The sequence below is a fragment of the Geodermatophilus sp. SYSU D00691 genome (assembly GCF_054050275.1).
Genome location: NZ_JBJGYZ010000069.1, coordinates 1 through 12,525 on the forward strand (window position 1 = coordinate 1; position 12,525 = coordinate 12,525).

The 12,525-nt window shown below is 75.0% G+C and carries 9 protein-coding genes and 1 pseudogene; 4 read left to right on the top strand and 6 right to left on the bottom strand.

Features of this window, described 5'->3' with window-relative positions; translation table 11 throughout:
• Nucleotides 1–92: 92 nt before the first annotated feature.
• The 3 genes and pseudogenes from ACI797_RS27490 to ACI797_RS27500 all read right to left on the bottom strand — a co-directional run.
• Entirely contained in the window at nucleotides 93–344 is a 252-nt protein-coding gene (locus ACI797_RS27490; RefSeq protein ID WP_456863949.1) for a hypothetical protein, read from the bottom strand.
• Between the two features lie 160 nt (nucleotides 345–504).
• Nucleotides 505–5,451 carry an nSTAND1 domain-containing NTPase gene (locus ACI797_RS27495; protein WP_456863952.1) on the bottom strand — a complete coding sequence of 1,649 codons (4,947 nt, stop codon included), beginning with the start codon at nucleotides 5,449–5,451 and terminating at the stop codon, nucleotides 505–507.
• A gap of 137 nt (nucleotides 5,452–5,588) precedes the next feature.
• Nucleotides 5,589–5,792: pseudogene (locus ACI797_RS27500) on the bottom strand (DUF2510 domain-containing protein); the annotation flags it as partial.
• A gap of 131 nt (nucleotides 5,793–5,923) precedes the next feature.
• Between ACI797_RS27500 and ACI797_RS27505 the strand changes: the two are divergent.
• On the top strand, nucleotides 5,924–6,127 hold the full coding sequence (locus tag ACI797_RS27505; protein ID WP_456863955.1) for a DUF6290 family protein: 204 nt from the start codon (nucleotides 5,924–5,926) through the stop codon (nucleotides 6,125–6,127).
• On the top strand, nucleotides 6,124–6,498 hold the full coding sequence (locus tag ACI797_RS27510; protein ID WP_456863958.1) for a type II toxin-antitoxin system death-on-curing family toxin: 375 nt from the start codon (nucleotides 6,124–6,126) through the stop codon (nucleotides 6,496–6,498). The genes ACI797_RS27505 and ACI797_RS27510 overlap by 4 nt, the downstream gene beginning before the upstream one ends.
• An 84-nt stretch (nucleotides 6,499–6,582) precedes the next feature.
• Here the strand turns inward: ACI797_RS27510 and ACI797_RS27515 are convergent, their stop codons facing one another.
• On the bottom strand, nucleotides 6,583–8,223 hold the full coding sequence (locus ACI797_RS27515; RefSeq protein ID WP_456863961.1) for an NERD domain-containing protein: 1,641 nt from the start codon (nucleotides 8,221–8,223) through the stop codon (nucleotides 6,583–6,585).
• Nucleotides 8,220–9,512, bottom strand: coding sequence for an exonuclease domain-containing protein (locus ACI797_RS27520; RefSeq protein WP_456863964.1), 1,293 nt, complete (start codon nucleotides 9,510–9,512; stop codon nucleotides 8,220–8,222). The genes ACI797_RS27515 and ACI797_RS27520 overlap by 4 nt, the downstream gene beginning before the upstream one ends.
• A gap of 267 nt (nucleotides 9,513–9,779) precedes the next feature.
• Between ACI797_RS27520 and ACI797_RS27525 the strand changes: the two genes are divergently transcribed.
• Nucleotides 9,780–11,198 carry an NAD(P)/FAD-dependent oxidoreductase gene (locus tag ACI797_RS27525; protein ID WP_456863967.1) on the top strand — a complete coding sequence of 473 codons (1,419 nt, stop codon included), beginning with the start codon at nucleotides 9,780–9,782 and terminating at the stop codon, nucleotides 11,196–11,198.
• Nucleotides 11,195–12,082 carry a carbohydrate kinase family protein gene (locus ACI797_RS27530; RefSeq protein ID WP_456863970.1) on the top strand — a complete coding sequence of 296 codons (888 nt, stop codon included), beginning with the start codon at nucleotides 11,195–11,197 and terminating at the stop codon, nucleotides 12,080–12,082. The genes ACI797_RS27525 and ACI797_RS27530 overlap by 4 nt, the downstream gene beginning before the upstream one ends.
• 13 nt (nucleotides 12,083–12,095) lie before the next feature.
• Here the strand turns inward: ACI797_RS27530 and ACI797_RS27535 are convergent, their stop codons facing one another.
• A complete protein-coding gene (locus ACI797_RS27535; protein ID WP_456863972.1) occupies nucleotides 12,096–12,323 on the bottom strand; it encodes a hypothetical protein in 228 nt (75 codons plus the stop codon).
• Nucleotides 12,324–12,525 lie beyond the last annotated feature (202 nt).

Below are 12,525 nucleotides of genomic sequence, written 5' to 3' on the forward strand. Positions count from 1 at the left end.
TGGCTCCCGTTGCGCCTGCTCGCCCCCGCGAGCCGCGCCCCCCCCCCCCGCCCCCCCCCCCCCCCCCCCCCCTCGCCGTGCCGTCCGCTCGCTCAGCAGGGCACCGGCTCCGCCCGGTTGGAGCAGTACTGGGTGGGCGTGTCGTCGTCCTGGGGAACGGGCTGCGGAAGCGGCTCCTCCACCACCGTCGGCTGCGACGGTGCCGACGAGTTCCCGGTGAGCGCGAACGCCAGGACCGTGGCGCCGGCGATCAGGACCAGCGCGACGGCGGCCAGCACCGCGAGCAGGGTCCGGTGCAGGGACGCCCACGAGGCGGCCGGGGCGGGGTGCGGGGTAGCGGTCATCGGAGTCCCTCTCCGGGCCGGCGGTGCGGCCCTGGCCGTTCCGGTCCTTCCGGAACCGCCTGCTCCGACGCTGGTCCCCGGCGGTCGCGCCGCCGTCCGTCCTCCGGTCGCGGTGCGGTCGCGATCCGGTCGCGGTCGCCGTCCCGGCCGGTCGCGACCGTCAGTCCCCGGCGCAGTCCCCGGGTGGCAGGTACAGCCGGCACTCCTCGGCGGACAGCCCGCGGGTCACCTCGGCGCGGGCGAGGACGACCAGGTCGTCGAGGTGCACCGCCGACACCCGGACCGTCGCCTCGGTGTCCGAGGCGGCGAGGTGGTCGCCGTCCGGGCTGAAGACGACGCTCTTGATCCGGGTGGTCTGTCCGCGCAGCACCGTCCTGGTCCGGCCGGAGTCCGCCTCCCACAGGCGGACCAGGCCGTCCTCGTGCCCCGTGGCGACGAGGGAGCCGTCGGGGCTGTAGGCGAGGGAGATGACCGCGGCCCCGGCACCCCTCAGCTGCACCACCTCATCGCCGCTGGAGACGTCCACCACCATGGCCCGCTCGCTGCGCGCGACGACGATGCGCTTTCCGTCGGGGCTGAAGGCCAGCGGCGCTTCCGGGCCCGACACCGGGATGCGCCGCACCACCTCCTCGCGGCGCCAGTCCCACAGCTCGGCCTCGTTCGGGGTCCCCCGCGTGACCTCGAACGGGCCGCGGACGAAGGCCAGCAGCCGACCGTCCGGGCTGAACTCGACGCTGCCGAACGTGGCGGGCTCGTCGCTGGTGCGGCGCACCACCTCCCGCCCGACCCGGTCCAGGACGACGACCTCCCCGCCGCTGCCGGTGTCGACCGTCCCCCAGCTGGCGGCGGCGACGAAGCGGCTGTCGGGGCTCCAGGCCACCGAGTCCGACCACCCGGCGAGGGGGTGGGTGAAGACCTCCTCGCCGGTCTCCGCGTCCCACACCGACATCGTCGAGTCGGAGCCGGTCACCGCGATCAGCGAGCCGTCGGGGCTCACGTCGACGGAGTACACGGTGCGGAAGGCGTCGGCCGACGTGCCCGCGTGAGGACCCATGTGCTGCACGATCTCCCCGGTCGACGTGTCCCGGAGGGTGGCCTCGCCGGTCCCGGTGCCGATGACCAGCCGGTTCCCCTCCGGCGTGTAGTCGAGGCCGGCGAAGCCCTCGGTGTCGACCGGGTAGGTCGCGACCTCGGCGTCGCCGCCGACCCCCACGTCCCAGACGGTCACCGCGGGCACGTCGAGGGTCCCGGTGAGCAGGCGCCCGCCGTCCGGGGAGAACGCCACCCAGGACACCGCCGGCCGCGTGCTGGCGGCCGACAGCGTCATGACGTCGTCCAGCTCGGGGGCGTCGACGTCCCACACCCTGGCCGTCCCGTCGAGGCTGCCGGTGGCCAGCCGTCGGCCGTCGGGGCTCCAGGTGACGGCGAGGACGAAGCTGGTGTGCTCCTGCGCCCGGGCAATCTCGGTACCGGTGGCGGCGTCGGCGAGGAACAGGTGGCCGGCGTCGACGCTCGCGATGAAGCGGCCGTCGGGGCTCCACTCGATGTCGCCCGTGGTGTACCGCCCCGCCGGGAGGTCGAAGAGGGTCCGGCCCGTGGCCAGGTCGACCACGCGCGGATAGCCGTCGAACGTGAAGGCGAACTGCGTCCCGTCCGGGTTGAACGCCGTCGTGAGGGAGGGCTCGGCCTCGCCGCGGGTGGCGAAGGTCCCGGCGGGCGCGCCGGTGGCGACGTCCCAGACCCGGGCGACGCCCTCGTCGCCGTGCCACGAGGCCGCGACCAGCCGCCCGTCCGGGCTGAACGACGGCGCGACCACGCGCGTGCCGGGAGCGCCCTGCAGCGTGCGGACCAGCGTCCCGGTCGCGGCGTCCCAGACCTTGAGGGCCCCGTCGAAGCCGGCGGTGGCGAGGAGTGCGCCGTCCGGGCTGTAGGCCAGGTCGAAGAGGTCCGGCTCGTGCGCGACCCACCTGTGCGTGAGGTCCCCGGTCACGGCGTCGCGGATCTCGACCACCCCGCTGCCGTCGGCGCCCTTGACGGCGTAGCTGCCCCCGGCGGGGCTCCAGTCCGCGGCACCGCCGGCGCCGTCGAGGACGGAGAGGATGCGGGACGACGCCAGCGCGCCGTGCAGGGCTTCCGTGGCGTCGCGCAGCGCCACCCCGCCGACCGGGCGGGCGCGGTCCACGGCCTCCAGGGCGAGCAGGACGGCGAGCTCGGCGTCCTGGGGCACGACAGCGGTGGAGCTCGCGGCCAGGGCGCGGGCCTGCGCGGTGGTGGCCTCGCGCCCGGCGCGGTCCTCGGCCCGGACGGCGAGGACGCCGGCGACGAGGGCGGCCACCAGGACGACCGCCAGCCCGCCGAGCAGGAAGCGCAGCCGGCGGTTCTGCCGGGCCACCGCCGCCGCCCGCTGCTGCGCGTCGCGCCGCTCGGCGTCCTGCTGGGCCAGCCCGCGTTCGACGAAGGCCCGCTCGACGTCGGTGACCTCGTCGGGGTGGGCGGCGGCGAAGTCGGCGCCGGCGACCAGGCGGCTGCCGCGCCACAGCTGCGCGTCCTCGCGCCCGCCGGCGTCCCACTCGGCGGCGGCCACGACCAGCCGCCGCTGCACGGCCCGGGCCTCGGCGTCCTCGGCCAGCCAGCCGGCCAGCCGCGGCCACTCGCGGAAAAGCGCCTCGTGCGCGACCTCCACGTGCCCGGCGCCGAGGCTGAGCAGCCGGGCGTCGGCCAGCGGGGAGACGACGGCGGGGACCCGCGGGTTAGGCAGCGTGCGCAGCTCGGCCAGCGGGACCCGGCGCCGGGTGGCCGCGTCGGCCTCCCCCGGGCCGGCCAGCCGCAGCAGCAGGACCCGCGCGGCCGCCTGGTCCTCGGGTGAGAGCGCCAGGTAGGCGCGCTCGGCGATCCGGGCGACGGCTCCGCGCAGGCCGCCGGCGCCGACGTAGGCGGCCAGGGTGAGGCGGTCGCCGTCCCGGTGCTCCCACAGCTCGGTGAGCGCGGTGGAGAGGAGCGGCAGCACGCCGGGTTCGGCACCGGCGTCGGAGACGAGGGCGTCGACCAGGCCGGTGTCGAGGACCAGACCCGAGCGGGCGGCGGGGTGCTCGACGGCGCGGCGGACCTCGGCCTCGCTGGGGGCGCCGACGAGGACGGTGGCGTCGGTCAGCGCGCGGGCGAGGGACGGGTGGTCGGCCAGCTCGGCCACGTAGTCGGCGCGCACCGCCAGGACGACCCGGCAGCTCTGGTCGGCCGTGACGAGCTCTGCCAGGGCGTCGAGGAACGCCGTGCGCTCGGCCGGGTCGGGGCACGTCGTCCAGACCTCCTCGAGCTGGTCGACGACGAGGACGACGCCGCTCCGGGCGTCGTCGTCGAAGACCAGCTGCTCGAGGAGGTCGGCGACGTCGTCCCTGGTCTTCTGCCGCCCGTCCAGCGTGATGCGGACCAGCTCGCGGAGCGGGTGCCGGCCGGGGCGCAGCACGAACTGCGGCCACCGGTCGCTGCCGGGGAGGGCGCCCGCGGCCAGGGAGGCCAGCAGGCCGGCGCGGAGCAGCGAGGACTTCCCGCTGCCGGAGGCGCCGACCAGGGCCAGCAGCGGTGCGGACGCGACCCGGGCCAGCAGCTCGGCCACCAGGCGCTCGCGGCCGGCGAACCAGGGGGCGTCGGCCACCTCGTAGGAGACCAGCCCCTTCCACGGGCAGACGTCGGCCGGTGCCGGGCGCGACCGCTCCAGGTGCCCGCCGAACTCGGCGACCCCCTCGGTCAGCGACTCGCGTGCGGCGACCAGGGCGGTCTGCATTCGGGTGGTGCGGACGGCGGCGTCGCTGACCTTCTCGTGGATCCGGCGGCCGGCGAGCGCCAGCGCCGCGTCGTGCACGCGGCCGGGAACCCCGCCGGTGTCGCGCAGCACCCGCCGCACGGCGTCGTCGTCGGGCGGGGACGGCAGGTACGGGTCGAGCAGCCGGCGGACGTCGTCGGCGTCGAGGGGCGGGAGCGGGACGGTCAGCGCGTCGGCCGGGACGGCGTCGGCGCGCCCGTGGACGACCAGCAGCAGCCGCGGGCCGCCGCCGACGGTTGCCGGGTCGACCCCGTCGAGGACGGTCAGCGTGGGCACGGTCGCCGGCGGCAGCAGCTCGACCGGTGACGTCACGTACTCGACGGGGAAGCCCTGCCCGGCGACGACGTCAGCGAGCTCGGCGGCGAGCCGGCGCGCGCCGGCGCCGGGCGGGCCGCGCAGCGCGACGGTCTGCGCCGTGCCGTGCCGGGTCCGCTCCCAGGCATCGCGGAGGGCCTCGAGTTCGGCGTCGCGGCCGACGAGGGGGCCGGGTGGTCGGCGCAGGGGGCCGGGCAGGCGCGGCGCAGGGCGGGCGGGGCGCAGGGCCGGGTCGTGCGCCAGCACCTGGGCGTGCAGCCGGCGCAGCTCCTCCCCCGGGTCGGCGCCGAGCTCGGCGAGCAGCACCTCGCGGGCACGGCTGTACGTGGCCAGCGCGTCGGCCTGCCGGCCGGAGCGGTACAGCGCAAGGACCAGCAGGTACCAGAGCCGCTCGCGCATCGGGTGCTCGTGGACCAGCTGCTCGAGCTCGGGCACCGCCTCCCGCTCCTGGTCCTGCTCGAGCTGGGCGGCGATCCGGTCCTCGACGGCGACGAGCTTGAGTTCCTCCAGCCGCCGCGCCTCGCCCCCGCAGGCCCGGTCGGGCAGGCCGGCGTAGGCGGGTCCGCGCCACAGGGCGAGCGCCTCGGTGAGGGTGGATGCGGCCGCCTCGGCTCGTCCGTCGGCGAGCGCCTGCCGGCCGAGGTCGACGAGCGTGGCGAAGCGGCGGGCGTCGACCGCCTCGTCGGGGACGGCGAGCCGGTAGCCCCGGCTGTCGGTGACCAGGATGTGCGGCCGGCCGTCGCGGTCGGGCTCGAGGACGTTGCGCAGCCGCAGCACGTAGTTCTGCAAGGATTTGGTCGCCGTCCGCGGGGGCTGCTCGCCCCAGAGGTTGTCGATCAGCTCCTCGGTGGAGACCATCCGGCCGTGGGCGGCCACGAGGTGGGCCAGCAGGGCGCGTTCCTTGGCGCCGACGACGTCGACTGGCCCTTCTGGCCCGACCACCTGGAGCGGGCCGAGGACGGCGAACTCCACCGGGAAACGGTAGGTCCGAACACGACCGGACGACACGGGTCCGAGCCTGGCGCCGGCCGGTCGCAACCCGGTCGACGTCTGGTCGCGCCCGGCGGGTCAGCCGGGCTCCGCAGTCTCATCCCTAGCGGCCGAGGCCGGGTGTGCTCCGTCCACCGGAAGCCGTCGAACCAGCGCATGAGGCCGGCGTCGCCCTGCGGGTCCGGGTACCAACCGGCCGATGGAGCCTGCTGGGGCGGCAGCGCGCGCTGACCCTGCTGGAGCGCGGCCAGCTGTGCCTGCTGAGCCGCCTGGTTCTGCAGCTGGTACGTGGCGGCGAGCTGTGCCTGTGCTTGCGCAGCCATGGCCTGCCTCTGCGCAGCGTGCTGCTCAGGCTCGGCCTCGGCCTGCGCCCGGACCGCCTTGTCCGTGCGTCGGTGGACCGGGAGACCGGCCAGGACGGACCTCAGGTATCACCAGCGATACCATCGTCACCATGGCCATGACGTTGCGCCTCGACGACCAGGAGGCCGAAGCCCTGCGCCGCCGGGCTCAGCTGGAGGGGCGATCGATGCAGGAAGTCGCCCGGCAGGCGGTACGCGACTACATCGAGCGCACCAGCAAGCGCGAGTTGCTCGATCGCGTGCTCGACCAGGAACTGCCCCGCTACGCCGAGGCGCTGGAGCGGCTCGGTCAGTGATCCACCTGGACCTGGAGGACCTGCTGCACGTCGCGCACCGGACTTTGGGCGACGTGCACGTGCGGGACATCGGGCTCCTGGAGTCCGCGGCGGCGAGACCGCGCTCCACGGCGTTCGGCGAGGACGCGTACCGGTCGGTGCACGACAAGGCGGCCGCCCTGATGCACTCGCTCGCCCGCACGCAACCCCTGGTCGACGGGAACAAGCGGCTCGCCCTGGCCGCGACGATCGCCTTCTACGGCCTCAACGGCCTGCGACTGACGCTGTCCAACGAGGACGCCTACGACCTGGTGATGGCGGTGGCGACCGGACGGCTCGACGACGTCGCGCCCATCTCCGAGCGCCTGCAGCGCGCTGCGGTCCCCTGGTAGGCGTCCTGGCGGCCGACGCGCAACGCTCGGCGGACGCGGCGACGTACTCCCCGATCGTCTCGGCGATCAGCTGTGCGGACGGCGTCATGCGCCCGAGCCCGTGAGCCGTCGGACGACCGCCTCTCCCCCGACCCGACGGATCAGCTCCAGATCGCCGCAGACGACGAGCAGGTCACGGGCGCGGGACAGGCCGACGTAGAGCATCTCCCGGGCACGCGCCTCGTCGCGGAAGCCGTTGACCGCGAGCACCACGGCCGGCCGCTCGAGCCCCTTGAAGCCGAGCACATGACCGTAGAAGAGGTCCTCGTCGTCCCAGTACGTCGCCCAGTAGGCGTCCTGGCCCTCGGCCTGCCGCTCGGCCTGGACGGGATGGCGGCGGTGCGTCGTCAGCAGCGCGACCGCCTCGGGCGGCCAGCCCTCGTCGAGCAGGTCGGCTGCGACGTCATCCGCGACCCCGACGGCGTCCTCGGTGCTGCACTGCACGAACCGCACCGGCACCCCTGACTGCCCGCGGACCTTCATCCCCGGGACGAAACTCGAGAACGTGCCGGCGATCTGCTTGGTGTTGCGCAGGTTCTCGGTGAGCGGGATGGGCATCAGCTCGACCGTCGGCCGGCCCTGCCGGGCGAAGATCCGCTGTCCCTCGTCGGAGAACACGTAGAGGCAGCCCGCCTCCGGGTCGCGCAGCGCGGCGAGGACGGCGTCCCACCAGCTCTGCGCGAAGTCCTGGCCCTCGTCGATGACGATGGCGTCGAACTTGCGCTCGTCGGGCAGGTCAGCGGCGAGCGACACCATGCGCGCCGGGAGGAACTCCTCCCAGTAGGGGCTGTCGTCGTCCGAGCCCTGGGGCACGCCCCAGCCGATGCCGAGGTAGTGGAACGTGCCCACGTAGTCGGGCCGCTGCTTCTTCGGCAGCGTCTCCACGCGACGCTTGAGGAACTCCGCCAGCCCGCGCGAGTAGCACATGAGCGCCACCCGCTTGCCCTCCTTGGCGAGCCGACGGGCCTTCTCCACGGCCAGCCAGGTCTTGCCGGAGCCGGCGCCACCCTGGATCTCGACCCGCGGGAAGGCCGCGAGCATGTCGAGCACTTTCGCCTGGTCCTGGGTCAGCAGGTCGCAGGCGGCCTCCCGCTCGGCGAGCTCGGCCACGACGTGCTGTTGCGGGATCGCCGTCCCGGCGAGGCAGTCGGCCAACTCCTCGATGTCTTCGGCCAGCGGGGGCTCGGGTTCGTCGCGCACCTTCTCCAGTGCCGACCGGATCCGCGCGGCGGCGTGCGGGACATCGCTCTTGTCGAGCGCCATCCAGCGGGCCAGGCCCGGGGCGACGAAGGCGTCCGGCAGCGTGGTGGCGGGCAGCGCGACGAGGTGTGCGGTACGGGGACGGCCGGCGGTCCAGCGGGGGTGGTCGGCGAGGTACTCGCACAGCAGGTACTTGCAGGCGACCGCCTGGCCGACGGGGTGGATGGCGCGCTCGCCGCCGTCCCAGGCCTGGCGCCACCCGCCCCGGTCCAGCCACACGCTGCCGCCCTTGACCTCGACGACCGCGATCCCGACCCCGGGCCAGCCGACGACCACGTCGGCCTCGCGGTCCTGACTGCCGTCGCTGAAGCGGAGGTTGCAGAAGAGGACGGCGTCGTCGGGCAGCTGCTCCTGCAGCGTGCGGACGAACAGCTCCTCCGAGCGTGACCCGTACCGCGGCTGGTCGGGGAACAGCCGCGCGGTCACGGGCGCACCCCCGACAGCGACTCCCAGAAGACCGCTTCGCTGATGACCCGGATCCCGAGCGCTCGGGCCTTGGACGCCTTGCCCGACTGCGAGTGCGGGTCGGCGCAGACCAGGACGCCGGTCTGCTTCGACACCGACGACGTCGGCACCAGCCCGGCGTCGCGCGCTGCCTGCTCGAGGTCGTCCCGGGTGCGGCGCATCGCGCCGGTGAAGACGATCTTCGTGCCGGGCGGGAGGAACGCGTTGTCCCGTCGCGGCAAGGAGACCTTCGCGCCGCTCCGCACGATGGTCATGGCCAGTGCCACGTCGCGGCTGCCGAGCCCGAGCAGGGTGGCCACCCGCTCGAGGTCGGCGCGCTCCTCCGGGGTGACGATGCCGTCCGCGTAGGCCGCGGTCGCCAGCGCGTCGAGGTAGAGCCGGTGTGCGGTGAGGACGTGGTCGCGGCCGCAGCCCAGCTCGGCGGCGAGCGCCATGAGGGTCTCCCCCTCGGGAACGCTGACCAGCCGGTCCTCCAGCACCTGGTCGAGCACCGTGAGGTACGGCGCCATGCTCGGCGGCGCGTCCTCCAGCGCGGGCAGCGCGGCGACGAGGCCGCCCAGGTAGCCGTCCCGCTGCCGGGTGGCAGCGGTGGCGGCGTCCCTTGGCAGGGCGGGGCAGGGCGCGACCGGCTCGCCGGGTGTGCCGGCCAGGCCGACGAGCTCGGTCCAGGACGCGTCGAGCGCCTCGAAGCCGCGGTAGCTGCCGTCGTCCTCGAACTGCACCCGCACGCCGGCGCCGGCGAGAGAGCCGTCGCCGAGGTGGGAGGAGAGCATGTGCAGCATCAGCTCGGCGGTGGCGCGGGCGTCGTGCAGCGCCGCGTGGCCGTGCTCGAGCGGGATGTCGACGAAGTCGCACAGCGCCTGCAGCGAGCGGGTACCCGGGCCGAAGAACAGCGGCGCCAGCCGCATGGTGCACAGGGTCGGTGGCAGCTCGACCGGCAGACCGGCACGGCCGAGCTCGCGGGCCAGGAAGCGCAGGTCGAACAGCGCGTTGTGGGCAACGACGACCCGGCCGTCGAGCAGCGAGCGCAGGTACGGCGCGACGTCGGCGAAGGTCGGCGCCTCGACGACGTCGGCGGCGCGGATGCCGTGCAGGTGGGTCGGGCCGACATCCCGGCCCGGGTCGAGCAGGGTCTCGAACTCCGCCTCGACCTCGCCGCGGTCGTCCAGCAGGACGACGCCCAGCTCCACGACACGGTCCGTCCTCGGCGACAGCCCCGTGGTCTCCACGTCGATGACAGCGACGGTCACGACGGCTCCTCTGCGCTCCCGGCCGCGCCCCGCCGCGGCCGACTGGTTCGGCGTCCGGCGGACGATGTCACGGTTGAGTGACTCAACCCGGGGTTTCGGGTCGAGAGCGGCCGCATGTGTCCCACTCGTCCCACGACCGAACTCGTGCATGTGCGCGGCGGCTGGCCGGCCGCGCTCCCTCGTCACTTCAGCCCGGTGACCGTCATGCTGGTCTCCAGCGGTCGGAGCCCGTCCGTGGCGGCTCTTCCGACCGCGGGAGGAGGAGCGGTGGTCGGAACGACGTCGACAGCCGCGCGGGCCGTGGTCGTGGGCGGCAGCATGGCTGGTCTGCTGGCCGCGCGCGTGCTGGCCGACCACTTCCCGGAGGTCGTCGTCGTGGAGCGCGACCACCTCCCCGACGGACCGGAGCCACGCAGGGGCGTGCCGCAGGGATGGCAGCCGCACCTGGTGCTGGGCCGCGGCCGTCTGATCATCGAACGGCTGTTCCCGGGCTACGGCGACGAGCTGCGCGCGGCCGGGGCCGTTCCGATGCGCCTGCCCGCGGACCTCCTCATGCTCACCCCGCAAGGCTGGGTGGACCGCCGAGCACGGGGTTGGGAAGCGCTCTCGGCCGGCCGCCCGCTGCTGGAGGCGACCGTGCGCCGTCGGCTGCGGCAGCTCTCCGGGGTCACCCTTCACGACGGCCACGACGTGACGGCGCTGCAGACCGCAGAGGCCGGCGAGGTGGTCACCGGGGTCACCGCCCGCCCTGTCGCCGCACCGACCGATCCCGTCGCCCTCGAGGCGGATCTCGTGGTCGACGCATCCGGGCGGGGATCACGGGCCGCGACCTGGCTGACGGACCTGGGCTACGCCCCACCCCCACGGGACGAGGTCGACTCCCGCACCACCTACAGCAGCCGGATCTTCCGGATCCCGGACGGCTTCGCCGCCGACTGGACGGCGGTGCTCCTCACCACGCACGCCCCGTCGATCCGGCGCAGCGGCTCGCTGTTCGCGATCGAGGGAGATCGGTGGCTGGTCACGATGACGGGCGTCGGCGGTGAGCGGGCGCCGGCTGACGAGGACGGCTGGCTGGACTATGCACGCAGCCTCCGCCATCCGACCATCGCCCAGGCCATCGAGGACGCCGAACCGGTGTCGCCGATCAGGGTCCACCACGGCACGAGCAACCGGAGATGGCACTTCGAGCGGATGCGGCGCCGTCCTCGGAGGTTCGTCGTCCTCGGCGACGCGGCGTGCGTCTTCAACCCGATCTACGGGCAGGGGATCACCGTCGCGGCCCTGGCGGCCGAGACCCTGGACGCCTGCCTCCGCCGGTCGACGGACCTCGACGGGCTGGCCGACCGGTTCCAGCGGAGGCTCGCCCGCGTCGTGGCCGCCCCCTGGGGGCAGTCGACCGGCGAGGACCTGCGTTTCCCCACGACCACCGGCATGCGCGCGAACGCCGTCCTGCGCGCCCAGTACCGCTTCCTCGACCGGCTGGGGCTGGCTGCGAGCGAGGACCCGCACGTGGCCGACGTCTTCTTCCAGGTGTACGGGATGCTCCAGCGGCCGATCGCCTTGGTGAGCCCGCGCGTGCTGGTCGCCGCGGCCCGCGCCCGCGCCGGGGACGGCATCCCTGCCCCGCCTTCTCGACCGCAGGATGAAGCGTCGGCACAGAAACCGGGCACGCTGCCCCCGTGACCGACGACCTCCCCCGCTGGCCGCGTGCGGCGGGTCCGGGGCCGGTGGTGGTGCTCGGCAAGCTGGTGGCCGACCAGGTGCTGTCGCTGCCGGAACCGCTGGTGGTCGGTGGGCAGCAGCGGGTGGTCCGGACGACGACGGCGGGCGGCGCGCCGGCCAACGTGACGGCGAATCTGGCCCGGCTGGGGGTGCCGGCGCGGCTGGCCGGCTGGGCGGGCGCGGACTCGATCGCGGACGGCTTGCTGGCCGGGCTGGCCGCGCGCGGGATCGAGATCGCGGTGGTGCGTCGCGGTCGGACGCCGGTGTCGACGGTGCTGGTCCACCCCGACGGCGAGCGCACCCTGCTGTCCGACGGCGGCGAGGGCGGGCTGGGGCCGGCGGACGTCCCACGCGAGTGGCTGGCCGATGCCGCCGTCGTCCACCTCGACGGCTACGACCTGTTCCGCTACCCCGAGGCGCTGCGGACGGCGGCCGCGCTCGCCCGCGCCGTCGGCGTACCGGTCTGCGCCGACGTCGCGGCCGCGACCCGGATCTACCGCGCCGGGAACTACGTCGAGCTGCTCGCCGCGCTGCGGGCCGACGTCCTGTTCTGCAACGCGGCCGAGGCGGGGGCGCTCGGGCTGGCCGGCGACCTGCCCGGCTGGGCGCCTGAGCTCGTCCTGGTGCACGACGGTCCGCGGCCGACATCCGTGCGCACGCGGCGGGGCAGCTGGCAGGTGCCGGTCGAGCCGGTGCCGGTGCGGGACACGACCGGCTGCGGCGACGCCTTCGCCGCGGGAGTGCTCGCCGGATGGCGGGCGGGCGCGCCGGTGCTCGACGCCGTCCGCACCGGCCACGCGGCGGCCGCCGTGGTGGCCGGGGTGGCCGGCGCGCAGCCGCCGTGAGCGCCCGGCCGAGCTACCGCTGCGCGCTCCGGACCACCTCGGCCCACTCCTGGGTGATCGACTCGATCCGGCTCATCGCGTCCTCGAAGATCTTGCCGGGCTCGACCTCCGGGGCCTTGTCGGCGGCACCGGCCTCGTCGGGCTCCTGCACGTGGTTGTCCCGCATCTCGTATGCCACGTCGTCGATGATCCCGGGCAGGACGACGGTTCCGGCACTCCGGCGGGCAGAACCGAGGCGCATGTCACCCGGTGCCGGGCTCGTCGTCGCCGTCGGCGACCACGCGGACACATCCCCGCTCGGGGGGTCACCCAGGAGCTAGACGAGTAAGTCCTAACGCCCGGAGAGGCACAGGCCTGTAAGACAGGGCGGAGGGTGCTCAGGCTCTGGTTGTGACGACAGACCTCAACACCCTCCTGACCGGACTCTACGTCTGGATCGATGA

What these genes read in the sequence shown, in the direction of transcription:
- ACI797_RS27535 (WP_456863972.1), bottom strand. Translation starts at nt 12,323, where the DNA reads ATGCGCCTCGGTTCTGCCCGCCGGAGTGCCGGAACCGTCGTCCTGCCC.
- ACI797_RS27505 (WP_456863955.1), top strand. Translation starts at nt 5,924, where the DNA reads ATGGCCATGACGTTGCGCCTCGACGACCAGGAGGCCGAAGCCCTGCGC.
- ACI797_RS27490 (WP_456863949.1), bottom strand. Translation starts at nt 344, where the DNA reads ATGACCGCTACCCCGCACCCCGCCCCGGCCGCCTCGTGGGCGTCCCTG.